This window comes from Fulvivirga lutea, assembly GCF_017068455.1.
Lineage (GTDB): Bacteria > Bacteroidota > Bacteroidia > Cytophagales > Cyclobacteriaceae > Fulvivirga > Fulvivirga lutea.
Genome location: NZ_CP070608.1, coordinates 3208804 through 3233496, shown reverse-complemented (window position 1 = coordinate 3233496; position 24693 = coordinate 3208804). Strand labels below are relative to the sequence as shown.

Here is a 24693-nt window from a genome sequence, read left to right as displayed (position 1 = left end):
TCACAAATTTCCTCTTAATGCTTGTTCTCTTTCTATTGCTTCGAACAAGGCTTTGAAGTTACCTTTTCCGAATGATTTGGCCCCTTTTCTTTGAATAATTTCGTAGAAAAGGGTAGGGCGGTCCTGCACAGGCTTCGTGAAAATCTGTAGCAGATATCCCTCGTCATCTCTATCCACTAGAATATTTAAGTCTTTCAGTGGTTGAAGATCCTCATCAATTTCACCAACTCTATCTAATAAATCATCATAGTAAGTGCCAGGCACTTCTAAAAAGTCCACACCACGAGCTCTTAGCTCCGAAACCGTATGTATGATATCGTCAGTAGCGATGGCTATATGCTGTACACCTGCTCCTTTGTAAAAGTCGATGTATTCTTCAATTTGCGATTTCTTTTTGCCTTCAGCTGGCTCGTTAATTGGGAATTTAATATAACCGTTGCCATTAGAAACTACTTTTGACATCAATGCTGTGTATTCAGTACTGATATCCTTGTCATCAAAGGTAATTAGCAGTTTGAAGCCCATAACATCTTCGTAGAATTTTACCCATTTGTTCATTTCTCCCCAACCAACATTACCTACACAATGGTCAACATACTTTAATCCAATAGGCGTTACCTTAATCCCTGATTTCTTAGGGATAAAGCCAGGTAAAAATGCGCCTTTGTAGTTTGTTCTTTCCACGAAAGTGTGAATGGTATCTCCGTAGGTTTGGATAGAAGCCATAATCACCTCTCCATTTTCATCTTTTAGTGTATATGGTTCTTTAACACCTACAGCACCTCTTTTTGTTGTTTCTTCGTAAGCTTTTTTAGCATCATCTACCCATAAAGCCAGAACCTTTACTCCATCCCCATGTTTTTTTACATGTTCTGCAACCTCAGTTTCAGGGTGCAAAGTTGATGTTAACACTATTCTTATTTTATCCTGAACTAGAACGTAACTTGCTCTATCTCTTAATCCGGTTTCGGGCCCAGCATAAGCCACTAATTCGTAGCCAAATGCATTTTGATAGTACAATGCAGATTGCTTTGCATTTCCTACATAAAACTCAACATGATCGGTACCTTTTAATGGTAAAAAATCTTCTTGCATGATGCTCTTTTTTTGATTTCAAAATTAGTGTTTTATACCTCCCAACAAAAATATTTTATTGATTCTAATTGTCATTTCAATCGATAATTGACATCATTGAAGATTATTGAATACCAATACCTTAAACCGATTATGGACATTCAGAAACTCAATAATAAATTGATAGAACTTATCACTAAAAAGAAGGAGTTATGCGGAATGTCTTACAGTGATGCAAGCTACGATGCTCTTGAGGAGCAATTGCATGATTTGGAAGATCGGTTTTTGTCTGATTATGGTGTCTATCTCGAAGAAGTGCTACATGAAGTGCATGATGAGTATTGCCCGGATAACGAAGTGTTATTACCAATAGCCTATTTTCCATCTCAATTTGAATTACTGCCGAATGGAGAATTCAAAGTTGGTTGCGATCAAGGAGTTTATGTTGATGTGGATGATTACGATGCATCAGAAACCAAGCTTGTACTAGTTCCAAATCCCATTAGGTTAGTTCTTAATGTAGGAAAAACACAACAAGAAATTGTCTGGCAGGCGTAAATTAATTAAAAACCGAGCTTTGCTCTTACCACTTCCAATTTTTTCGTAGCTATAGCCTTGGCTTTGGCTTCACCTTCACGCAATTCTTTATCAATTAGTTCTGGAGACTCCATATAAGTGTTAAAAATTTCGCGCTCTTTACTAAATTTTTGCACTATAAGTTCAAACAAGGCCTGCTTTGCGTGACCATAACCGTAGTTACCGCCTTCATAATTATTCCGCATTTCTTTAACCTGACTTTCAGTTCCTAGTAAACTATAGATAGAGAAAACATTGCACGTATCAGGATCTTTTGGTTCTTCAAGTGGAGTGCTATCGGTAATTATACTCATTACCTGTTTTCTTAATTTTTTATCGGGTAAAAAGATATCAATTGTATTTCCATATGATTTGCTCATCTTTTGACCATCAGTACCCGGAATAGTCATAACCCTCTCATCAATTTTCGGTTCAGGTAATACAAATGTCTCCCCGTAAGCCTGATTGAATGCATTGGCAATATCTCGCGCAATTTCTAAATGTTGTTTTTGATCTTTGCCCACAGGTACATAATCAGCATCATATAGAATGATATCTGCAGTCATTAATACGGGGTAAGTGAACAAACCAGCATTCACATCAGAAAGCTTATCAGATTTTTCCTTAAATGAATGAGCGTTGGCCAGCATAGGATATGGCGTAAAGCAGCTTAGATACCAAGTTAACTCACACACTTCAGGTATGTGCGATTGCCTGTAGAAGATGTTTTTCTTTGTGTCGAAACCAAAAGCTAACCATGCTGCTGCTGTGGCATTAATATTTTCCTGACGTACCTGTGCATCTTTTATGGTAGTGAGCGAGTGCAAATCAGCAATAAAAAACAATGACTCATTCTTTTCATTTTTTGAAAGCTCAATACCTGGAACGATGGCACCTAAAATGTTACCTAAATGCGGGCGACCACTGCTCTGAATTCCTGTTAATATCCTCGACATAGCTACGTATTATAAAAACTGCACAATGATAAGCCTTGTTAAGTGAATGTTAAAATCAATTGTCGTTTACAATTTAAGTATTGATTCTATAGTTTAGTGAAAAATAAAGGATTATGAGAGGCATTGGAGTGTTATTACTATGGTTTCTGGCTGGTAATTTATTTGCTCAACAGGTGGAGCAGATAAAATTTCTTGAAATGTCACATGATTTTGGTGTGGTGAAGGAGGAGGACGGACCAATCATTCATGAGTTTAAATTCACTAACAATAGCTCAGACAGCATTCAAATTTTGAATGTGAAAGCATCGTGTGGTTGTACAACGCCCGCCTGGAGCAGGGAGCCTGTAGCCCCTGGTGAAACAGGTTTTATTCAAGCGCAATACAATCCAAGAAATAGGCCTGGTAGATTCAATAAGTCATTAACAGTTACAACATCTTTACGCCAACCAATCAGACTTTATATAAGTGGTGAAGTAACTCCCAGGCCAAGAACACCAGAAGAAAATTACCCTAAAGAGATCGGTGCATTGAGATTCAAAACTTCATCAGTTAATATCGGTAAAGTTTATGTAAACAGAGAGCAAGTAGAACGCAAATTTGAAGTATATAATCAAAGCGATAAGCCGGTAAAGATTCTGGAGAAAATTAATAAGCCCAAACATATTGAAATGGCTTTCGAATCAAATGTTATTCCTCCTAAATCGATCACCAATATGGTAATTACCTACAATGCCGGGCTGAAGGACGACTTGGGTTTTATGAATGATCAGGTTGAGTTTTTTACGGATGAGAAGGAAAATGCATCAAAACCAATAACAGTTTATGCGACCATTGAAGAGTATTTTCCTCCATTAAGTGGTGAGGAGCTACAGAAAGCGCCTAAGCTTGTTATTGCTGAATCTGTACATGACTATGGCAGAATTAAGAATGGCGAAACAGCACAAACATCCTTTACTATTGTCAATCAAGGGCAATCGGAATTGCAAATTAGAAAGGTAGTGCCTAATTGCTCTTGCTTAGTAAGTACACTGGATGCTAAAAAAATAAAGCCGGGTGAAAGCACCCAGCTTAAAGTGATATTTGATTCTGATGGCAGAAGAGGTAATCAACAAAAGTCCGTTACCATCTATTCTAATGATCCTAGAGCTTCTGCACAACGCGTTACAGTGAAAGCATACATTGAGAATTAAACTCCCAATTCAGAAGTAAGGTAATACTTACCATCAACTTTTATTACAGTAAAGTCTATGGGAATCTCATAATCCATTTCTATTGGGACAATAACTTCGTACAACTCCAAGGGATGATATTCGCCTCCTTTATATTCGGTATATACGAGATCAGCCATAACAACTTTATCTAGGTCGATATTTTTGGTGTCGAAGAAGTGAAGTAAATTATCAAAGTACTCTTGCTCTTCATGCAAACTAAACCCGTATTCGTGCAAGAACTCCTTTCTAATTGTTGAATCCTGGATTTTTTCAGCCTGCGACATCTCCATTTCTTTTGTCATTATATGGCTATAATAGCTATCGTAATCTCTTTCTTTTAAAGATTTAACCACCGAAGCGGCCAACTTTTCTATTGTTTTGAAGCCTTCAATTTCAACTTCTTCAGAGGTAGTTTCTTCAACAACTTCGGTGTTATTTTCAGAAGTTTCCTCTTTCGATTGGTTAGAACAGCTGAAGGTGCTTAGTAAGGCTGGTAAAACAAGAATGTACAGTTTTTTCATAGTTCAATTTTATTTTAAGAAATTGAAAATATAGATAATAGTCTGATAAACAAAGTTTTCTAAAGCCTATAATGCAAAAAGCCTGCAGATGCAGGCTTTAAATATTCAATTAATAGTGGGGTTTATTGAAATGCCGGTATGCCAGTAATATCAGCACCCAATATTAATAAGTGAATGTCATGTGTTCCTTCGTACGTAACAACAGACTCTAAATTCATCATATGGCGCATCATCGGATATTCTCCTGTGATTCCCATGCCGCCATGAATTTGTCTCGCTTCTCTGGCAATTTTTAATGCCATTTCTACAGAGTTTCTTTTGGCCATGGATATCTGAGGGGTAGTGGCTTTACCTTCATCCATCATTTTACCCAATTTCCAATTAAGCAATTGTGCTTTGGTAATTTCGGTAAGCATTTCAGCGAGCTTCTTTTGAATTAGCTGAAATGATCCTATTGGCTTGCCAAATTGAATACGCTCTTTTGCATATCTTCTTGCTGAATCGTAGCAATCCATTGCTGCACCAATTGCGCCCCAGGCAATTCCATAACGTGCAGAATCAAGACACATCATTGGAGCTCCCAAACCACTCTTGCCAGGAAGAAGATTCTCTTTAGGCACTTTCACATTGTCAAAAACAAGCTCACCAGTAGTACTTGCCCTCAAAGACCATTTTCCATGAGTTTCTGGAGTGCTGAAGCCTTCCATTCCTCTTTCAACAATAAGCCCATGGATTCTTCCTTCTTCATTTTTAGCCCAAACTACTGCAATATCTGCTTTGGGAGAATTAGAAATCCACATTTTAGCACCATTCAAAAGATAATGGTCGCCCATATCTTTAAAGTTGGTAACCATGCCGCTTGGGTTAGAGCCATGGTCTGGTTCAGTTAAGCCAAAGCAACCTAAAAACTCGCCTGAAGCTAATTTTGGCAAGAATTTTTTCTTTTGTTCTTCAGAGCCAAACTTATAGATAGGATACATCACTAACGACCCTTGTACTGAAGCAGTACTACGCATTCCAGAGTCTCCACGCTCAATTTCCTGCATAATAAGTCCATAAGAGATGTAGTCTAGTCCGCCACCACCATACTCTTGAGGTACTGTAGGGCCAAAAGCACCAACATCGCCAAATTTCTTTACTATCTCATAAGGGAAGTGAGCTCTTTCGCACCAATCTTCGATGTACGGACTGATTTCTTTCTTCACAAAATCTCTAATAGAGCTTCTAATTAATTTATGTTCTTCTGTAAGCAAATCATCGATCTGATAGAAGTCTGGGGACTCAAACATATCTGCTGATGACTTTTTGCTTTGTGCCTTTGCAAACGTTGTAGACATTCTTATTTGGGTTATTCGTATTTAAATTTCAAATTTACGCAAGGTTAAACATATATTGTAAAACGTCCATGAATAAGTCAGAAATTGACCCAAAAATACTGGAGCAAATAAAAAAGTTAGAGGAGAAATACCAGGTGATGGGGCAAGACCTGTCTTCATATTTAGATGGTCTCTTGTACAGCGATTATCTCACTTATTGGGACTATGTGCATCTCGATACTTTGCTAAGCCTGCAGAATCCTAAAACAGGTTTTAAAGATGAAATGATCTTCATAACCTACCATCAGCATACTGAGCTGTTTTTTAAACTCATATTATGGGAAATTGATCAAATTGCTGAAAAGGAAAAGCCAGAGCTCGATTTCGTTATTGAACGAATGAAGCGAATCAATGGCTATTTTCAGGTTCTTGAAAATTCTTTTTCTGTGATGGTTGATGGCATGGACAAAGAACAGTTTCTAAAGTTCAGGATGTCTTTACTTCCTGCCAGTGGCTTTCAATCTGCACAATACCGACTAATAGAAATCAGCTCTACCGACATTTTAAATTTGGTAGACGTGGACGCACGTGATCAGTTTAATTCCAAATCTTCGATTGAAGACCTCATGGAAAAGATTTATTGGCGCAGCGGGGCAACTGAGTTGGCTTCCGGCAAAAAAACGCTTACGCTGAAGCAATTTGAGGATAAATACATGCATGAATTCCTGGCCAGAGCAAATAGTTTTAAGCAGAACAATTTATTGAAAGTGTATCAAAACAATTTTGCTGAGCTAAATAATGAGGCCTTAATGAATGAGTACCGAATTTTTGATGTTTATGCGAACGTGAAATGGCGATTGGCACATTATAAATCGGCAGTCAGATATTTACAGAAAGACCCTGAAGATATAGCTGCTACAGGCGGTACTAACTGGCAGAAATACCTGCCACCTCGCTTTCAAAAAATCATATTTTTCCCTGAATTATGGAGTAAAGAGGAAAAAGAACAATGGGGTAAGTCGTGGGTACTCAAAGAGGTTTTTAATCAGGAATAACAGCTATAATTCTTATTGATTATCTTTATAGTCGTTTATGGTACTTAGGCTGACTATATTTTCTTCCATTATTTTCCTGGCTTTTTCGTCAAGAGCACAAGTCTTGCGCACTGTTTATCACGATGAAGATAAGAGTAAGCTAAAGGAAATGTATTATGTGAAAGATACTATTTCTAATATCCTTCAAGGTAAGTACCTCTCTTATTATCTAAATGGAAATGTAGAGTCTCAGGGGCAGTTTGTTAATAATGAAACTGTTGGGGAATGGAATTTCTACTACGAAACCGGTTCGCTAAAAATGAAAGGCGTTGTAAAACGAAACAGCAGCGATGGCTTTTGGGAGTATTACTATGAAAGTGGCACTAAAAGCATGGAGGGTGAGATTAGTAATCAGAAAAGGAGAGGAGAATGGCGCATTTACTATGAAAGTGGAGAACTGAAAGAAAAAGGAATTTTTGTCAATAATAAGCGAGAAGGCCATTGGGAAGAATATTATGAAGACGGAAGATTAAAAGGCACTATAGATTACACCTATGATAAAGGCAAATACACTGAATATTACCCATCTGGGGAAATAAAAGCAGAAGGACCAAAGTCTGGGACGCATCATGTAGGTCTTTGGAAATATTTTTATAGAGATGGAAGTAAACAGGCTGAAGGTCTGTTTTTAAATGGTAAACGTACAGGTGATTGGAAATTCTACCATTCAAATGGCCAATTGTCGGCTACAGGTTCTTATAATAAAGTGGGCGAATCTTCAGGCGAATGGACCTATTACTACGATAATGGCCAGGTTAGCTCCAAAGGCTCCTTTGTTGATGGTAAAAAATCAGGGCATTGGGGGTTGTTTTATGAAGATGGCTTGTCTAAGGGTGAAGTGGAATTTAATGAAGGTACAGGTGAGTATAAGGAATATTACAAAAGTGGGAAGTTAAGGTTAGTCGGAACGATCGTTAATGATAAACATGAAGGCATTTGGAAGTACTACTATGAAAGTGGTGAATTGGAAGGAGAGTGCGACTTTACAAATGGAAGAGGCGAGTATTACGGTTATTACCCTGATGGCACATTACAAACTAAAGGAACCATTGAAGAAAATAACAAGAAAGTAGGAAGATGGGAATTGTATAAAAATGATGGAACATTATCGGGGTATTATAAACCAATATATGATCAGCCCATTGAAAAACAGCAAATTGTTGAGGCTAAATCAACAAGAAGAAAACAGTATGGCGTTGGTGCATACAAATATAAAGGCAGAAGAAAGTTCAATTACTTTGATGCCAAGGGTAATGAATTTCAGGGTTTGATTATGAGCTTTAACCCCTTTGCTACATTTATTGGAAGAATACCTTTTGGTATGGAGTTTTATATGCAAGAGCGTCTGGGGCATGAATTTGAATTCGAAGGCATTAGAGATCCGTTTTATACGGAAGATTTTGATGTGCCACTGGGAGAAGTTTTTACGCGAGGGTATAGTGTAAGCATTCGTCAAAAGTTTTATAACAAAACCACCAGAAATTATGCGCTGTGGTACTTTGGTCATGAGCTGAGGTTTAGTAACGAAAGCCACTTTGTAAATACACAGAATATATTATTCCCTGATAATGTCGTGAGAGCCAGTGCTTCAGAGCAAAGGGTAGAGTATATGCTTCTACTCGGGTATAGGCTTATGCAAAATACCAGGGATAAAGGATTTACCATTGACCTATTTGTTGGGGCTGGCTCTGGTTACCGAAACTTTGAGAACGATCCTAACTTTGGTGAGGCATTTGATAGTTTAGAAAAAGGAAAAATTACCTTTGCATATACTTTCGGAGTAAACTTCGGGTATAACTTTTCATTCGCTGGTTCGAGATAAATTTTAAGGATAAAAACCTTACAACATTGAAAAAGACAGTAACACTAAGGCTCACTCCTGAGGAGGCCTTCTCTACCGATTTACATACGCATGTACTAAAAAAATCTGCGTTTCAATCCTCTGATTGTGTATATGTACAAATACAAAAACGCTCCATTGACGCACGTAAGAAAAAAGTTTGGGTAAACATTCAGGCGGATATTTATGTGAATGAATTGCCTGATTCACAGTCTTTTAGCAAAGAATATCGTGACGTAAGAAATTCAGAGGAAGTAATAATCATTGGAGCCGGACCGGCAGGGTTGTTTGCTGCATTGCGATTAATTGAATTAGGAGTTAAGCCAATCGTGTTGGAAAGAGGTAAGGATGTGCGCGCAAGAAGGCGAGACCTGGCAGCTATTAATAAAGAACATATTGTAAACCCCGAATCTAACTATTGTTTTGGTGAAGGAGGCGCTGGAACATATTCTGATGGTAAGTTATATACCCGATCAAAAAAACGAGGCGACCTTCAAAGGATATTAGAAATATTGGTAGCTCATGGTGCTAAAGATGACATTCTCTATGATGCTCATCCGCACATTGGCACAAACAAGCTCCCAAAAATTGTTCAGGCTCTACGTGAAACAATTGTTGAGTATGGCGGAGAAGTGAGGTTTGATTCTAAGGTTGTAGACTTCATAATTGAACAAGATTCTTTAAAGGGTGTGAAGCTGTTGGACAACAGCTTCATTAATGCTAAAGCCATATTATTAGCTACCGGTCACTCAGCCAGAGATATCTTTCATTTATTGAATGATCGAAAAGTGAAAATTGAATCTAAACCCTTTGCATTGGGAGTAAGGGTGGAGCATCCGCAAGCGTTAATTGATTCTATACAATACAGTTGCGATGGAGATAGAGGCGAGTATTTGCCCGCATCTTCCTATGCGCTAGTAAACCAAACATACCTGGACAATGAGCAACGAGGTGTATTTTCATTTTGTATGTGCCCTGGAGGTTTTATTGTACCATCAGCCACGTCTCCGGGTGAGGTAGTAGTGAATGGAATGAGCCCCTCACGAAGGGACAGTAGGTTTGCCAATTCAGGAATCGTTGTAGCAGTAGAAAATTCTGATTTGAAAGATTATTCTAAATATGGTGAATTGGCAGCCATGAAATTTCAACAAAAAGTGGAACAAGATGCGTTTAGGTTAGGAGGTGAAACTCAGGTTGCTCCAGCCCAAAGGTTAGTAGACTTTGTTAATGGTAAGATTTCAAATCAGCTTAATGAAACATCTTATCAGCCAGGGCTTAATTCTGTAGATATGCGCACTGTCTTGCCTGAATTTATTCACGCAAGACTAAAAATGGCTTTTAAAGGATTTGGCAAAAAAATGAAAGGCTATTTAACGAACGAAGCTCAGATTGTAGGTGTTGAAAGTAGGACATCTTCGCCTGTAAGAGTTCCAAGAGATAAAGAAACGTTGGAACACGTAGAATTAAAAGGCTTATTCCCTTGTGGCGAGGGGGCAGGTTACGCTGGCGGAATAGTTTCTGCAGCTATGGATGGTGAGAGGTGTGCCGAAGCAATTGTGAACAAATATTATAATTAGATGAAAACAGTAGTAATAGGGGCAAGTACCAATCCGGCAAGGTATTCATATGTAGCATCGAATATGTTGAATGACAGAGATATGGAGTTTGTTCCTGTAGGTATAAAAAAAGGTCAGTTGTTTGGCAGGGAGATTTTAGATTTGAGAACCAAACCTTCTATCGATGATGTACATACAGTAACCCTATATATTGGCCCTGACAATCAGGTGGAGTGGTACGATTATATCATCGGCTTGAAGCCTAAGAGAATTATATTTAATCCGGGTACAGAAAACCCTGAATTGGTTGAGCTGGCTGCAAAAAATGGTATAGAAACTGAAATGGCCTGTACCTTGGTATTACTTAGCACCAACAGCTACTCCGAGTAAATGACAACTGACCCTTGAGCGCGTAGCTGCTCAAAAAAAACAAGTAAAAATGGTTCATTCTCTAAATTAATGGGGTTGCCATAAAAATAGAGGAGTTCCAGATTAGTTAATTTAGTGATCTCTTCAGAGATAGCATCTATTTGATTTTCTGAAAAATCTAGGTTTTTTAAACTGGTGAGATAATACACTTCTTTTGGAAGAGAAGAGAAATAATTACTATTCATCCTCAATATTTTCAATGAATCAAGGTTTTTAATTGATTCTGGCAAATAACTAAGCCTGTTGTGATGAACGTATAATTCTTTAAGGTTGGAAAGTTTACCAATCTCTTCCGGCAAAGAATATAATCGGTTGTTTGATATATATAGGATTTCCAGATTGGTCAGGTTTTCAATTTCAGGACTAACTTTCTCAATCTCATTATAATAAAGATCCAATTGTTTCAGACTGCCCAATTCGTATACAACATCTGGCAATTCAGTTAATTTATTATCATAAAGAGTAAGATATTCCAGCTTATTAAGCTTTTCGAGCTCCTTTGGAATGCCGGTTAAGTTATTTCCTGCCAACTGCAGTAACTTTAACTGCGTTAAAGAGGCCAACTCTGTGGGTATGGAGTCCAACTCGCATTTATTTAGTTTTAGCTTATCTAATTGAGTAATTCTTTTAAAGTTGCTTTTATATAAGTTGATAGGGTTTCCACTTAATTCTAAATCAATTAACTCCTTCAGACGCCTTGTATTAGGTATTTTTAAGAATTTATTATTTCCTAAATCAATGGCTTGAAGTGACTTTAATCTCCGTAGCTTCCTTGGTATTTTTTTTAAATCATTTCCTTCCAGGTTAATTCGTGTTATGGTATTATTCTTTTTAAGTTTAATTCTGTGCTTACCATTCAAGTTATCCTTCCATACAATCGACTTAAGATTTTGTAGTTGATTAATTTCTTTTGGTAATTTCTTTATATGATTATTTGAGATATCTAATGATCTGATATTTCTAAACTCATAGACAATATCTGGCAATTCCTCTAAATCAAGATAGGATAGATCTAGAAATTTAACCTGCGATTTATCTTTCGTTGACAGATAAGACTCATACCGTTCTTTAGCTCTTGATTTATTGCGTGATAATCTCAGCTCCCTTAAAGAATCTTGAGATATTTCTTCGCCCTGATTTTGTGCTAAACTGGCTACAAAAGAGCCTAAAATGAACAGAATAAGAGATGCCAATTTCATATCTGTAAACTAAATAATTAGTTGATAATATTACAAGAAAAAAGCAATGTAAAAAAGGTCATAAAAGTGTAGTTTTGGGAGATTTTGAAAAGTGATTATGGCAGAGAAAAAAGAAATAAATAAAGGCGATTATTCAGCAGGTAATATTCAGGTTTTAGAGGGCTTAGAAGCCGTAAGAAAAAGACCTGCGATGTACATTGGTGATGTAGGTGTAAAAGGATTGCATCATCTTATTTGGGAGGTTGTAGATAACTCAATCGATGAGGCATTGGCCGGTCATTGTGATACCATTTCCGTAGTTATCAATAACGATAATTCCATTACTGTAAGTGATAACGGTAGGGGTATTCCAACCGACATTCACGAGAAAGAAAAACGTTCAGCGCTGGAAGTAGTAATGACAGTGCTACATGCTGGTGGTAAGTTTGATAAGGATACTTACAAAGTATCCGGTGGACTTCACGGTGTGGGTGTTTCGTGTGTGAATGCACTATCAACCATGTTGAAGGCTACAGTTCATCGAGGCGGTAAAATATATGAGCAAGAATACAGCAAAGGAGTTCCTCAATATAGTGTTAGAGAAGTAGGTACAACTGATAAAACAGGGACTACCGTACACTTCAAGCCGGATGGAGAAATATTTAATGTTACCGTTTACAATTATGAAACCGTTGCTTCTCGTTTAAGAGAACTTTCATTCTTGAATGCTGGCATTACCATTACTTTAGAAGATACTCGTGAGCAAGATGATGATGGTAAAAACAGAACAGACACGTTCCACTCTGAAGGTGGGTTAAAGGAGTTTGTTACGTATTTAGATAGCACAAGAGAGCGATTGATTCCTGAACCTGTTTATATGGACAGTGAAAAAGGGGAAATCCCAGTTCAGGTAGCACTTAATTATAATACATCTTACACTGAAAATGTGGTTTCTTATGTGAATAACATTAACACCATAGAAGGTGGAACCCACGTTTCTGGTTTTAGAAGAGCATTAACCAGAACACTTAAATCCTACGCAGATAAATCGGGACTTTTAGATAAAGTAAAAGTTGAGATTAGTGGTGATGATTTTAGAGAAGGATTAACAGCAGTTATTTCTGTTAAAGTAGCTGAACCTCAATTTGAAGGTCAGACTAAAACCAAGCTTGGTAACTCTGATGTAAGTGGTGCGGTAGATGTTGTAGTGGGTGAGATGCTTACAAACTATTTGGAAGAAAATCCAAAAGAAGCAAAGGCCATCGTTCAAAAGGTAATAATTGCTGCTCAGGCTAGACATGCGGCTCGTAAAGCGCGTGAGATGGTTCAGCGTAAGAATGTAATGAGCGGAACTGGTTTGCCAGGAAAGCTAGCGGATTGCTCAAACAACGATCCTCAAATTTGCGAACTGTACCTAGTGGAGGGTGACTCTGCAGGAGGTTCAGCCAAGCAAGGTAGAGATAGAAATTTTCAGGCTATTTTGCCTTTAAGAGGTAAAATTCTGAACGTAGAGAAGGCTCAGGAGCACAGAATCTATGAGAATGACGAAATCAAGAATATGATTACTGCCCTAGGCGTTAGCTTCGGTACTGAAGAAGACGACAAAGCACTTAATATTTCTAAATTAAGGTATCATAAAATCATCATCATGACCGATGCCGATGTGGATGGTAGTCACATTCGCACATTAATTCTTACTTTCTTCTTTAGGTACATGCATACACTCATTGAGAAAGGGTATGTATACATTGCTCTTCCACCGCTTTACTTGTTAAAGAAAGGCAAGGATGAGCGTTATTGCTGGACAGAAGATGAACGTGTAGCGCTGATCAAAGAAATGGCGAAGGATGGAAAAGAAGAGTCTGTAGGTATACAGCGATACAAAGGTCTTGGAGAAATGAATCCTGAGCAGCTTTGGTCAACCACCATGAACCCTGAAAGCAGAAGTTTGAAAAAGGTAACAATTGAATCAGCTGCTGAGGCAGATCACTTATTCTCAATGCTTATGGGTGACGAGGTTGCGCCAAGAAGGGAATTCATTGAGAAGAATGCTAAATATGCTAAAGTAGATATATAATTTTAAGCTTGTGATAGATGGAGTGCTGCGATGAACTTGGAAGTAATTTATCGCAGCACTTTTTTTTATCCTTAGCTGTTAATCAAACTGAAGTAGAATTATTTAAATAAAGATAAGATGGTTATTCCTGAACGTCTGAAGAAAGAAATATCCAAAAGTAACTACATAAGCCGTGATTTAAGCTGGCTAAAATTCAATCAACGAGTTTTAGATCAGGCAAAAGACGTAAACAAAAATCTCATCGAGAGATTAAAGTTTTTGGCGATTACAGGCTCAAATTTGGACGAATTCTTTACCATTCGTGTGGGAAGTTTGTATAACTACTTGGATTATGGCAAACAAAGGTTTGACTATTCCGGTCTCAGGGAACAGCCTTTTAAGCAAGTACTATTATCCAGAGCAAAAGAGTTTACAGATGATCAGCATGAACTCTTTTTGAAAAACCTGATGCCTGAGTTCGAGAAATTTGGTTTTTCAATTACTCTTTACAAAAAATTAACTCAAGAGGAGCGGGCAAAAGTGAATAGCTACTTCGAGTCAACAATCTATCCTATGCTTACTCCCATGGCGTATGATAGCTATCATACGTTCCCAATTCTTAGTACTAATAGGTTGGTATTTGGTGTTGTAACCCGTTCAACAGAAGATGACAATAAAAAGCTCAACTTTATTCAGATACCTTCTAACTTGCCCAGATTCTATGAAATAGAGAAGGATGATGTGTTACACTTTGTTCCGATAGAAGATATCATCAAGAATAACATCCATCACCTCTTTAGGAATATTAAAATTCTATCGGTTAACCTGTTTAGAATAACAAGAAATGGAGATTTTACCCTCGATGAAAGTGATGACATTGAAGCGAACTTTCTTGAAGAGCTAAAACAAAAACTTAAAACCAGGAGAACGGGTAGAGTTGTTAGGCTAGAGGTAATTGGCCGACCTGATTCCTGGATGTTGAAAGTATTGAAAGAACGCTGGGAATTAAATGACGATAACATCTTTCGCTACAAAAAGAAAAGTGTTTTAGACTTTACAGCCCTTTGGGAGATTGTTCGGCATAATGAATTTAAGGAACACTTATTCGAAATGCCATCGAATAAACCACCTTTAAGCTACCCTGAAATTGGTGAGAACAACATTTTTGATGTTCTAAAGGATAGAGATGTATTGCTCCATCATCCTTATAATAACATTGAGCCGGTAATTGAGCTGCTCGAAAAAGCTGCTGAAGATCCAGGGGTATTGGCCATTAAAATAACCATATACAGGCTGGCCAAAGACTCTCGTGTAACAGCATCCTTATTAAAGGCGGCTGAAAACGGTAAACACGTTGCAGTTCTATTTGAGGTAAAAGCCAGATTTGATGAAGAGAATAACCTGCGGGAAGCTCAGCGACTGCAAAAGGCCGGTTGCTTCGTGATTTATGGTATCAGTAGCTTTAAAACACACACGAAGCTTTTGCTCGTGGTAAGAAAAGAAGGTGAGAAGGTTACGCGTTACGTTCACCTTTCCAGTGGAAACTATAACGAATCAACGGCTAAGTTATATACAGATTTAGGCTTACTAACCACTGATGATGAATACGCTCACGATGTGTCGGAATTCTTTAATGTAATCACAGGGCATTCATTACCAAGCGTTTATAAAAACCTGATTACTGCGCCCAAAGATATGAGGCAGCAGCTGATCAATCTAATTCGTAAAGAAGCTCAGAATGCAAAAGATGGTAAACCAGCAGGTATAGTTATTAAAATTAACTCACTGCAAGACAAAGAGTGTATCGATGAATTGTATGCTGCTTCTCAGGCCGGTGTGCCAATTAAATTGGTGGTGCGTGGTATGTGTTGTCTGCGTCCGGGTAGAGTAGGGTTAAGTGAGAATATTGAAGTGATTTCAATTGTTGGGCATTATCTGGAGCACTCAAGAATCTATTACTTCCACAATGAAGGAAACGATATCGTTTACATTGGCAGCGCTGATATGATGGTACGTAGTTTCGACAGGCGCTTAGAGTCACTCTTTATGATTAACGATGATTTGATTCAGCGACAAATAAAGAATATCCTGCAGTATAACCTGATGGATAATGTTAACTCGTATCAGATGCAGGAAGATGGTACCTACATTAAAAAGAGTGCAGGTGTGGATCAAGAGTTTAACATTCACAAAGAGTTTTATAATGTTAGTAGAGATAGTTTACTTGATCTTGACTTAACCACCAAATTTATACCACCTGTAGCCGAATCTGTACTAAACGGAGAGCGGGTAGTAGAAGAAGCTAAAACCGGAGATTAATTATTATGATTAGCTAGCGATTAGATTAAAGAAACTTAATCTTTTCCTGTGAGGTGTTTTTAATGTAAAGGTGTTGCATGATACCATCTTTTAAACCTACTTCAGGAACAATAATGTTTTTGGCTTTGGCCCAATCCATCACGGCAATGTAAATTTCAGAAGCTGGCACAATTACATCGGCACGGTCGGGGTTTAATTGTAGTTCGTTTATTCGATCTTCAATAGATGTATTTCTTACAAATTTTTGAACCTCCTTTAATTTGGTAATTCCTAATTTCTCGCCTGGTTGTTTCATAGCCAATTCAAAGAGTTTATTGATGTTTCCTCCTGTACCCACCGCTGTTATTGGCGAATCGTATTTGGCACATTGATCAATCACCCATTTCTTCATGTTTTTCCAAATAACAGGAGAGTCATGGTGTTCCAATCTTCGTACGGATCCCACTTTAAAAGACCTTGAAATGACTTTTATTCCTCCTTTGATAATAGTGAGTTCAGTACTACCACCACCCACATCTATATGCAAATAATTTTTCTTTTTATCGAGGAATGAGCTGATCGCATTATTGATTAATAGTGCTTCATTAGCGCCATCAATTACACGGATTTTTAATTTGCATTCTTCTTCTACCTCTTTTACGATATCGGCACCATTTTTAGATTCCCGCATGGCAGACGTTGCACAAGCCATGTAATCATCCACTTCGTAGAGGTCTATTAAGAGCTTAAAGGCCTTCATTAATTTTTTGAACTTAGCCTTTTTTTCCGGACTAATGGAACCGGTGTTAAACACATCCTGCCCTAAGCGGAGTGGAAAACGAACATATTCTAATTTCTTAAAATTTAGTTGCCCCTTAGTGCGAATTGTAGTTGTAACCTGTAGGCGAATGGCATTGGAACCAATATCAATAGCTGCTAATTTCAAATCGACTTCAACGTTTTAGGTAAAGTTCTAAAATACATAACTAATTCAAGTATCATAAACTTATCCATATTCAAAAGTGTTTATCTTAGCATTAACACAAAAAATAAATGCATGAGTGATCTGAAAAATATTTTGAATAAAAGAATTCTTGTTTTAGATGGCGCCATGGGTACAATGATCCAAAGGCATAGTTTAACAGAGGATGATTTTAGAGGAGAGAGATTTAAAGATCATGAGAGTTCATTAAAAGGTAATAACGACTTATTGTCTATAACAAGGCCCGACATTATTAAGGATATCCATAGGGCTTATTTTGATGCAGGTGCTGATATTGCAGAAACAAATACTTTTAGCGGGACAAGCATTGCTCAGGCAGACTATCACTTGCAGCATGTTGTGTATGATTTGAACTACGAGTCTGCGAAAATTGCCAAAGAAGTTGCCAACGAATATACTGATAAACCACGCTTTGTAGCGGGCTCAATAGGGCCAACCAATAGAACAGCATCAATTTCACCAGACGTAAATAATCCAGGTTTTAGAGCAATTACTTTTGAAGAATTGAGTAAGGCATATAAAGAACAAGCTAAAGGATTGCTAGATGGGGGGGTAGATATGTTTCTAGTTGAAACGGTATTTGACACATTGAATGCAAAAGCTGCGCTATTCGCCATTTCTGAACTACTTGAAGAGGAGGGTAAAGATATTCCAATTATGGTTTCCGGTACTATTACAGATGCCAGTGGACGAACGCTCTCAGGTCAAACGACACAAGCATTTTTAATATCTCTTGAGCATATGCCATTACTGAGTATAGGCTTAAACTGTGCCCTTGGTGCTAAAGAGTTAAGGCCCTATTTACAAGTGCTTGCTAAAAATGCTGATTTCTTTGTAAGCGCCCATCCCAACGCAGGTTTGCCTAATGAATTTGGTGAATATGACGAAACACCTGAGATGATGGCCAATCAAATTAAAGAGTTCTTGGATGAAGGCTTAATAAATATTATTGGCGGTTGTTGTGGTACAACTCCCGAGCACATAAAAGCTATTGCCGAGCTAGCAGCAAAGTATCAACCCAGAAAATTGAAATTATTTGAAGGAGCATTTAACTAATTCTATCTTCATCATTTTGATCATCCTGTTCTAACCCAAGGCTTACTTTTCTAATAACTTTATCAAGTTCTTCTGTTTGTTCTTGAATCTTAGAAATAAAAATATGAGGATTATTGTCCTTATCTAACTTACTAATATTGGCAAGACCCAGTAACCGTGCAATGGGGCCTCGTATGTCGTGAGCAACATTATGACTATATGTAAGTAATCTTTTATTCTTTTCCTTCAATAACTTGGTTCGCTCTTCTACTTGCCTTTCTAAGTCAATATTTAATTGGTTTAAATTATCCTGAATTTGAAGTAGTTCTTCATTTTGTGCCTCTATTTCCATAGCCTTATCATGAAGGTTTGAATTCAATTCTTTTAAATGATTTCTGTTGGAATCATATTTTGATTTTAGAAAGAATGTTGAAGAGGTGAGTACACCATAAAGGATAAAAAAAGTTACAGCCAGCGTAAGAACTTCAACCGGTTCTTGCTGAAATCTTAGTTCAGCATTGGATGCTTGCAAAATAAAAATAGTGGTACATAATAAAATTGTTATGGCATGCATTGTAACTAATACTGCCTTCTTTAATAGTATGGAAAATACAAAACCAATAACTAATATAATGGAAAGCGATATGGTTGTATTAACAGGAACAGTCAAACTTTGCAATAGCATCAGGCCTAACACAACTGTTCCAAAAACTATGGTAGCTGCACTAATATAATTTCTACTTAACCAGTAGCAAAATATACTTGTAATTAAAATAGCAGCATCAATAATTAAGGATAAGGTATCTTCAGGATAGATAATAGCATCAAGTATGAGTACGATCCCAACACCTAGTAAGGCAACTTTCAAAAAGTTTGTAATGAAAAATTTCTCGATACTCATACCTTGCAAATTCAATATAAGTATACTAAAAAAAGGATCAATTATTTAGGCTGGCGGATGTAATTACATTGAAAAGGTACAGAATCTTAGAATTAGGGTATGCCTATTAATTGATTCAAGTACTAAAGTTAACAATACGGGTGTATTACTCAGCAAGCAATCTGACATTAAGAAATATCGCCATTAACGGAATTTAATTTCAACTAAACAAGTGTGATAGGTGAAATTTAGAAGGATTGAACTGTTAAAATAAGTACCGTAATGAACGACATTTACTTTCTACTGATAGCTTTCATTGCTGCATCCACAATATTCTGTGGACCTAAGCCATATTTTACCAGAAGGTCTTCAGGTGTACCACTTTCTCCAAAACTATCGTTAACTGCCACCATTTCTAATGGAGTAGGGAGATTACGAGATAGCGTTTGAGCGATGCTTTCACCCAACCCACCATTCATTTGGTGCTCCTCTGCAGAAACAGCACAACCTGTTTTCTTAACTGACTCTAGAATGGCTTTTTCATCCAACGGCTTTATGGTGTGGATGTTAATGATCTCTGCAGAAATGCCTTTTTCTGCTAAAATAGCTTCTGCTTCAATAGCTTGCCATACCATGTGACCCGTGGCAAATATGGAAACGTCTTTACCTTCTACCAGGTGCAGTGCTTTACCTATTTCAAATTTTTGATTTTCAGGGGTAAAGATGGGCCACTTTGGTCTTCCAAACCTTAAATACACAGGACCCTCATGCTCAGCAATGGCAATTGTAGCAGCTTTAGTTTGATTGTAATCACACGGATTAATTACCGTCATGTGCGGTAACATTTTCATCATTCCTAGGTCTTCTAAAATCTGGTGGGTTGCTCCATCTTCACCTAAAGTAAGTCCGGCATGCGAAGCACAGATTTTAACATTTTTACCCGAGTAGGCAATGGATTGTCTTATCTGATCATAAACTCTACCTGTAGAAAAGTTAGCAAATGTACCTGTGAATGGTATTTTTCCACCCACTGTCATACCAGCTGCAAGGCCCATCATATTTGCTTCTGCGATACCAACCTGAAAGAATCTTTCAGGAAATTCCTTTTTGAAAGCATCCATTTTTAATGATCCCGTAAGGTCAGCACAAAGTGCTACAACATTAGGGTTTGATTTGCCTAGTTCTAGAAGACCTTCACCAAATCCTGAACGGGTATCTTTCTTTTCTGTATATGTAAGCTTAGTCACGATTTCTTTTTCTTTTCTTTTTTAATAATCACCTAATGTTTCTTCTAACTGGCCAAGGGCTTTTTCAAGCTCTTCATCGCTTGGTGCGATACCATGCCACTTATGTGTGCCAACCATGAAATCAACACCAAAACCCATTTCTGTTTTCATTAGGTTGATTACTGGCTTACCTTTACCGCAAAGGGCTTTGGCTTGTGCTAATGATTTTATTAGGCTTTCAATATCATTTCCTTCGCTTTCAATTACCTGCCAACCAAATGCTTCCCACTTGGCCTTTAAATCGCCCAAGCCCATTACTTCATCCGTACTTCCATCTATCTGCTGACGGTTATAATCAATGGTAGCGATTATGTTATCCACTTTGTGGTGCGCTCCATACATTGCTGCTTCCCAAACTTGCCCCTCATCTTGCTCACCATCACCCATCAAAACATATACGTGGTGTTTGTCATCATTCAACTTCTTGGCTTGAGCAGCGCCTAATGCAGCAGAAAGGCCCTGACCTAGGGATCCGGAAGCAATTCTGATACCCGGCAAACCTTCCTCAGTAGCTGGGTGGCCTTGTAGGCGAGAGTCTATCTTTCTAAACGTGTTTAATTCATCAACAGAGAAATACCCGCTTCTTGCTAAAACACTGTACCATACTGGTGAAATATGTCCGTTGGATAAAAAGAAAAGATCTTCTCCTATACCATCAGGGTTAAATGATTTGTCATGTTTTAATACATGAAAATAGAGTGCGACAAAGAACTCGGTACAGCCCAAAGAACCACCTGGGTGGCCGGATTGAACAGCATGTACCATTCGTACGATATCTCTTCTTACCTGGGATGAAATGTTTTTAAGTTCTTCGATATTAGGGGCAGTGCTCATAGAAAATAATTTGATGCTGCGAAGTTAAAAATATTCATATAAGTAGACTTGAAATCACCGTAAAAAATGGCATAAAAAAACCATCAGCCAGCTGGCTGATGGTTTTCTAATAGTTTAGTTCTATCTATTTCGAAGTATCAATTTTAGTATTGTCTTTTACGACATTGCCCTTTTCATCAATCTGAACAATCTCATAACCTAACCTTGCCAAACCAGGTTCAATATTTTTCTTATCGCCCACTACAACAATATTCATTTTATCGTATGGTAGTTTTTCAGAGGCAAGCTCATTAATACGCTTCACAGTCATGTTATCAATGATTTTGTTTTGCTGCTTAACGTAATCGGTATCCAGATCATAATGTAGAATTCTTCTTAGGAATCCTGTTTTTTGCCAAGGGGCTTCATAAGCTCTAGACTCTCGCTGACCTATCGATTTCTTCATAAAACTCAGCTCATCTTCATTAATACCTTTATCGGCATATAGTTTTATTTCCTTCATAAACTCTGACACAGCACTGTCGGTAACATTTGCTCTAACTCCTGCATAGGCCGTGTATGGTCCAGGATCATCGTCACTGCTGAAATACATTCCTGCACCGTAAGTATAGCCTTTATCTTCTCTAAGGTTCAAATTAATTCTACTGTTAAAAGCGCCACCCAGGTTGAAATTCATCAGGTAGCTTTCAAAGTATTCTCCAGTGGCATCGTAGGTCATGTCCGTAAGGTATCCAATCCTAATTTCTGACTGTGGTGCAGATTCTTTATCAACCAAATAGATTTTTGTTCGATCAACTTTTTTATTCACGTTCACATCAGGGATTGTTACCTCTTTGGCCTGCCAATTAGTTAAAAAAGAGAGTTTTTTAATGATGTCATTCTTACTGATGTCCCCAACAATTACCAGTTCAGATAATGATGGTGAGTAATAATTGGTATAGAAATTTTTAACATCTTCTAATGTTATTTTTTCTACTGTTTCTTCTATACCCGATGCTGGCACGGAGTATACATGTTCATCACCATAAATCAATCTTCGATACACATTACTAGCAATGGATGAAGGCTGCTTTTGTTGCGATTTAACACCTTCCAATTGTTGCTTCTTCACTCTATTGAAATCAACTTCAGTAAACTTTGGTCTTAGTAACACCTCCTCAAACAACTTGATGGTCGGTTCCAGATTTTTTACAAGTGTTTGAACAGTAATCGTAGTTGTGTTATCATCCACCGAGGCACTGATGCTACTTCCCAATTTTAGTAATTCTTCAGATAGCTGCTCGGCAGTATAATTCTCCGTTGATTCGGTGAGCATTGATGAGGTCATTTCTGCTACACCCGACTTCTCAAGCATATTGGCTTCCATTTTATGACCACCATTAATGGTTAACTCTATCGCTACTGTTGGAATTTCGTCTGAGATAGTACCAATTACCTTAATGCCGTTCTTCATTTTAGTAGTCCATACTTCAGGTACTGATACTAACGGACTTGCGCTAGGAATAGGACGTTTACTTCTATCAAAGCTGCTCTCAGGTCTTTTATATTCTAAGCCACTATAATCTGTTGTTGGATAGGGGTTAGGTCCTTCAATGGTAGGCTCGAAATTGTCAGGTTTTGCTGGTTGGCCATCTTCCTCTGCCAATACACTCTGAATAACTGCTGGTTTACCTTTCACATATTTGTTGTAAACCCTTATTACATCTTCTTTTGTAACAGCTAAATACTTTTTAAGCTCTTCCTGTATGTAGTTTGGGTTACCTGTGTAAGTTTCAAATGCAGCTAGTTGAGCCACTTTACCACTTACAGTTGCCAAACCGTTAATACGGGAAGATTCGTATCGCGCTTTGAACTTTTCGATATCTTCATCTTTAACACCATTTTTTTCGAACTCCTCTAATGCCTGGCGCATTTCCGCTTCAAACTCACTGAGTGATTTGCCGGGATAAGGCAAAACAAACATGGTAAATTCACCCGCCAATTCGCTTGTGCCGTGGAAAACACTGGCTTGTATCGCTTTTTGAGTTTCTACAAACTTCTTATAGAAATAGCTACTTCTACCAGTGCCTAAAATCTCACCTAAACAATCCAATGCAGGCTCATCAGGATGATACTGAGGCACAGTAGGCAATGTCATTAATAGCGCAGGAAATCGAATGTTTTTATCGTAATAGGAAACATATCTGTCTGTGTCTATAGAGATAGGATCTAACTTTAGTGGTTCAACTTCAGGGCCTCTTGGAATATCACCGAAGTATTTTTCTACCTTACTAATTACATCCTGTACTTCAACATCTCCACCAATTGTAAGTGTAGCATTGTTTGGCCCATACCATCTTAAAAAGAATTTTTTTAGATCAGAGACATCTACTCGGTCAAGATCTTCAAGAATACCAATGGTTAACCATGAATAAGGATGGCCATAGGGATATAATGCCTTTGAGTTAATTTCTCTCCACTGACCGTATGGACTATTATCATAATTCTGACCTTTCTCATTTTTAACTGTCTCACGTTGAATTTCAAACTTCTTTTGAGTAACAGAACTTAATAAAAAACCCATCCTGTCGGACTCCAGCCATAGTGCGGTCTCTAACTGATTTTTTGGGAGCGTTTCATAGTAATTAGTCCTGTCGCGATTGGTGGTTCCGTTCAATGTTCCTCCGGACTCGTTTACAATTTTAAAATGTTCTTCGTCAGCCACATTTTCTGAGCCTTGAAACATCATATGCTCAAAAAAATGAGCAAAACCTGATTTTTTTAACTCTTCGCGCGCTGAACCAACGTGATAGGTGACATCTACATGGACTAGAGGGTCAGAATGATCTTCATGAATAATCAGCGTTAAGCCATTCTCCAGTTCGTATTTTTCATAGGGAATAACTATCTCGCCCTCTTTCTGCTCTACCTTTTCAATCAGCTTTGTCTGACCAAAGCTTAGGCTGGTGGATAGTAAAACGAATAAAAATATATATTTGGTTTTCATGATTGGGTTGGTTTAACTGCTAAAGTAAATGAACACATAGATATTGTGAAGTTTTAAAAATAAAAGACCATTCAGAAATCTCTAAATGGTCTTTTATTCATGTAAACGGACTGTTTATTTTAATATCTGAGCAGCGTGCTCCTTAGTTTTCACCTTTTCAATAACTTCTTCAATTACACCTTTCTCATTAATTAAGAATGTAACTCGGGCCGTGCCCATATATTTTCTACCATACATCTGTTTTTCTACCCAAGTGCCATACTTTTCATGAATTTGTTTCTCCGTATCGGCCAACAGCGTAAAAGGTAGATTTTGCTTTTCAATAAATTTCTGATGTGACTTTTCGCTATCAGTACTTACACCGAGCACTTCGTAACCTGCAGCTTGAAGAGCTTGATAATTATCTCTCAGGTTACAAGATTCTGCCGTACAGCCCGGGGTATTATCTTTAGGGTAAAAGTAGAGTACAACCTTTTTGCCTTTGAAGTCAGATAGTTTAACAGCATTGCCGTTCTGATCATTTACTTCAAAATCTGGCGCTTTGTCACCTGCTTTTAATTCCAT

The 24693-nt window shown here is 37.7% G+C and carries 20 protein-coding genes; 9 read left to right on the top strand and 11 right to left on the bottom strand.

From position 1 onward, the window contains the following. The gene (hppD, locus tag JR347_RS14410; RefSeq protein WP_205721291.1) at positions 1-1095 is read right to left on the bottom strand and encodes a 4-hydroxyphenylpyruvate dioxygenase; all 1095 of its coding nucleotides are present in this window, start codon (positions 1093-1095) and stop codon (positions 1-3) included. A gap of 132 nt (positions 1096-1227) precedes the next feature. On the opposite strand from hppD, the gene JR347_RS14405 reads away from it, so the two are divergent. Then, positions 1228-1632, top strand: coding sequence for a hypothetical protein (locus JR347_RS14405; RefSeq protein ID WP_205721290.1), 405 nt, complete (start codon positions 1228-1230; stop codon positions 1630-1632). Positions 1633-1637: 5 nt separating this feature from the next. Here JR347_RS14405 and trpS read toward each other — a convergent pair whose 3' ends face one another. Beyond that, positions 1638-2606 (bottom strand): tryptophan--tRNA ligase, encoded by a 969-nt coding sequence (gene trpS, locus JR347_RS14400; protein WP_205721289.1) that lies wholly within the window; start codon positions 2604-2606, stop codon positions 1638-1640. Between the two features lie 113 nt (positions 2607-2719). Here trpS and JR347_RS14395 point away from each other — a divergent pair, with 113 nt between their 5' ends. Next, positions 2720-3796 (top strand): DUF1573 domain-containing protein, encoded by a 1077-nt coding sequence (locus tag JR347_RS14395; RefSeq protein ID WP_205721288.1) that lies wholly within the window; start codon positions 2720-2722, stop codon positions 3794-3796. Here JR347_RS14395 and JR347_RS14390 read toward each other — a convergent pair. Next, positions 3793-4338: a hypothetical protein gene (locus tag JR347_RS14390; protein WP_205721287.1), complete on the bottom strand. Its 546-nt coding sequence runs from the start codon at positions 4336-4338 to the stop codon at positions 3793-3795. The two genes, JR347_RS14395 and JR347_RS14390, sit on opposite strands and share 4 nt — an antisense overlap. A 122-nt stretch (positions 4339-4460) precedes the next feature. After that, positions 4461-5675 (bottom strand): acyl-CoA dehydrogenase family protein, encoded by a 1215-nt coding sequence (locus tag JR347_RS14385; RefSeq protein ID WP_235689685.1) that lies wholly within the window; start codon positions 5673-5675, stop codon positions 4461-4463. 68 nt (positions 5676-5743) lie between these two features. On the opposite strand from JR347_RS14385, the gene JR347_RS14380 reads away from it, so the two are divergent. Genes JR347_RS14380 through JR347_RS14365 form a run of 4 tightly spaced genes read left to right on the top strand, consistent with a single transcriptional unit; the run spans position 5744 to position 10534 of the window. Beyond that, entirely contained in the window at positions 5744-6709 is a 966-nt protein-coding gene (locus JR347_RS14380; RefSeq protein WP_205721286.1) for a tryptophan 2,3-dioxygenase family protein, read from the top strand. Positions 6710-6746: 37 nt separating this feature from the next. After that, a complete protein-coding gene (locus JR347_RS14375) occupies positions 6747-8570 on the top strand; it encodes a toxin-antitoxin system YwqK family antitoxin (RefSeq protein ID WP_205721285.1) in 1824 nt (607 codons plus the stop codon). A gap of 26 nt (positions 8571-8596) precedes the next feature. After that, positions 8597-10165, top strand: coding sequence for an NAD(P)/FAD-dependent oxidoreductase (locus JR347_RS14370; RefSeq protein WP_205721284.1), 1569 nt, complete (start codon positions 8597-8599; stop codon positions 10163-10165). Further along, on the top strand, positions 10166-10534 hold the full coding sequence (locus JR347_RS14365; protein ID WP_205721283.1) for a CoA-binding protein: 369 nt from the start codon (positions 10166-10168) through the stop codon (positions 10532-10534). Here JR347_RS14365 and JR347_RS14360 read toward each other — a convergent pair. Then, positions 10522-11772, bottom strand: a complete 1251-nt coding sequence (locus JR347_RS14360) for a leucine-rich repeat domain-containing protein (RefSeq protein WP_205721282.1) — start codon at positions 11770-11772, stop codon at positions 10522-10524. The two genes, JR347_RS14365 and JR347_RS14360, sit on opposite strands and share 13 nt — an antisense overlap. Positions 11773-11869: 97 nt before the next feature. On the opposite strand from JR347_RS14360, the gene gyrB reads away from it, so the two are divergent. Then, on the top strand, positions 11870-13828 hold the full coding sequence (gene gyrB, locus JR347_RS14355; protein WP_205721281.1) for a DNA topoisomerase (ATP-hydrolyzing) subunit B: 1959 nt from the start codon (positions 11870-11872) through the stop codon (positions 13826-13828). Between the two features lie 117 nt (positions 13829-13945). After that, a complete protein-coding gene (gene ppk1, locus JR347_RS14350; RefSeq protein ID WP_205721280.1) occupies positions 13946-16126 on the top strand; it encodes a polyphosphate kinase 1 in 2181 nt (726 codons plus the stop codon). Between the two features lie 25 nt (positions 16127-16151). Here ppk1 and JR347_RS14345 read toward each other — a convergent pair whose 3' ends face one another. Further along, complete coding sequence (locus JR347_RS14345) at positions 16152-17051, bottom strand: Ppx/GppA phosphatase family protein (RefSeq protein ID WP_205721279.1); 900 nt, start codon at positions 17049-17051, stop codon at positions 16152-16154. 111 nt (positions 17052-17162) lie between these two features. On the opposite strand from JR347_RS14345, the gene JR347_RS14340 reads away from it, so the two are divergent. Next, entirely contained in the window at positions 17163-18164 is a 1002-nt protein-coding gene (locus tag JR347_RS14340; RefSeq protein ID WP_205721278.1) for a homocysteine S-methyltransferase family protein, read from the top strand. On the opposite strand, the gene JR347_RS14335 is transcribed toward JR347_RS14340, so the two are convergent. The 5 genes from JR347_RS14335 to bcp form a co-directional block, all read right to left on the bottom strand. Then, complete coding sequence (locus JR347_RS14335) at positions 18157-19044, bottom strand: HAMP domain-containing histidine kinase (RefSeq protein ID WP_205721277.1); 888 nt, start codon at positions 19042-19044, stop codon at positions 18157-18159. The two genes, JR347_RS14340 and JR347_RS14335, sit on opposite strands and share 8 nt — an antisense overlap. Positions 19045-19316: 272 nt before the next feature. Continuing rightward, on the bottom strand, positions 19317-20273 hold the full coding sequence (locus JR347_RS14330; RefSeq protein ID WP_205723923.1) for a transketolase family protein: 957 nt from the start codon (positions 20271-20273) through the stop codon (positions 19317-19319). A gap of 18 nt (positions 20274-20291) precedes the next feature. Next, entirely contained in the window at positions 20292-21143 is an 852-nt protein-coding gene (locus JR347_RS14325; protein ID WP_205721276.1) for a transketolase, read from the bottom strand. 124 nt (positions 21144-21267) lie between these two features. Further along, positions 21268-24129, bottom strand: a complete 2862-nt coding sequence (locus tag JR347_RS14320; RefSeq protein ID WP_205721275.1) for a M16 family metallopeptidase — start codon at positions 24127-24129, stop codon at positions 21268-21270. 114 nt (positions 24130-24243) lie between these two features. Next, the gene (gene bcp, locus JR347_RS14315) at positions 24244-24693 is read right to left on the bottom strand and encodes a thioredoxin-dependent thiol peroxidase (RefSeq protein WP_205721274.1); all 450 of its coding nucleotides are present in this window, start codon (positions 24691-24693) and stop codon (positions 24244-24246) included.

Excerpts from the sequence above, each read along its gene's own strand:
- JR347_RS14390 (WP_205721287.1), bottom strand. The coding sequence starts at position 4,338 with ATGAAAAAACTGTACATTCTTGTTTTACCAGCCTTACTAAGCACCTTC.
- trpS (WP_205721289.1), bottom strand. The coding sequence starts at position 2,606 with ATGTCGAGGATATTAACAGGAATTCAGAGCAGTGGTCGCCCGCATTTA.
- JR347_RS14340 (WP_205721278.1), top strand. The coding sequence starts at position 17,163 with ATGAGTGATCTGAAAAATATTTTGAATAAAAGAATTCTTGTTTTAGAT.
- JR347_RS14365 (WP_205721283.1), top strand. The coding sequence starts at position 10,166 with ATGAAAACAGTAGTAATAGGGGCAAGTACCAATCCGGCAAGGTATTCA.
- JR347_RS14405 (WP_205721290.1), top strand. The coding sequence starts at position 1,228 with ATGGACATTCAGAAACTCAATAATAAATTGATAGAACTTATCACTAAA.
- JR347_RS14360 (WP_205721282.1), bottom strand. The coding sequence starts at position 11,772 with ATGAAATTGGCATCTCTTATTCTGTTCATTTTAGGCTCTTTTGTAGCC.
- JR347_RS14385 (WP_235689685.1), bottom strand. The coding sequence starts at position 5,675 with ATGTCTACAACGTTTGCAAAGGCACAAAGCAAAAAGTCATCAGCAGAT.
- JR347_RS14375 (WP_205721285.1), top strand. The coding sequence starts at position 6,747 with ATGGTACTTAGGCTGACTATATTTTCTTCCATTATTTTCCTGGCTTTT.
- JR347_RS14380 (WP_205721286.1), top strand. The coding sequence starts at position 5,744 with ATGAATAAGTCAGAAATTGACCCAAAAATACTGGAGCAAATAAAAAAG.
- JR347_RS14395 (WP_205721288.1), top strand. The coding sequence starts at position 2,720 with ATGAGAGGCATTGGAGTGTTATTACTATGGTTTCTGGCTGGTAATTTA.
- JR347_RS14320 (WP_205721275.1), bottom strand. The coding sequence starts at position 24,129 with ATGAAAACCAAATATATATTTTTATTCGTTTTACTATCCACCAGCCTA.
- hppD (WP_205721291.1), bottom strand. The coding sequence starts at position 1,095 with ATGCAAGAAGATTTTTTACCATTAAAAGGTACCGATCATGTTGAGTTT.
- JR347_RS14325 (WP_205721276.1), bottom strand. The coding sequence starts at position 21,143 with ATGAGCACTGCCCCTAATATCGAAGAACTTAAAAACATTTCATCCCAG.
- bcp (WP_205721274.1), bottom strand. The coding sequence starts at position 24,693 with ATGGAATTAAAAGCAGGTGACAAAGCGCCAGATTTTGAAGTAAATGAT.
- gyrB (WP_205721281.1), top strand. The coding sequence starts at position 11,870 with ATGGCAGAGAAAAAAGAAATAAATAAAGGCGATTATTCAGCAGGTAAT.
- JR347_RS14335 (WP_205721277.1), bottom strand. The coding sequence starts at position 19,044 with ATGAGTATCGAGAAATTTTTCATTACAAACTTTTTGAAAGTTGCCTTA.
- ppk1 (WP_205721280.1), top strand. The coding sequence starts at position 13,946 with ATGGTTATTCCTGAACGTCTGAAGAAAGAAATATCCAAAAGTAACTAC.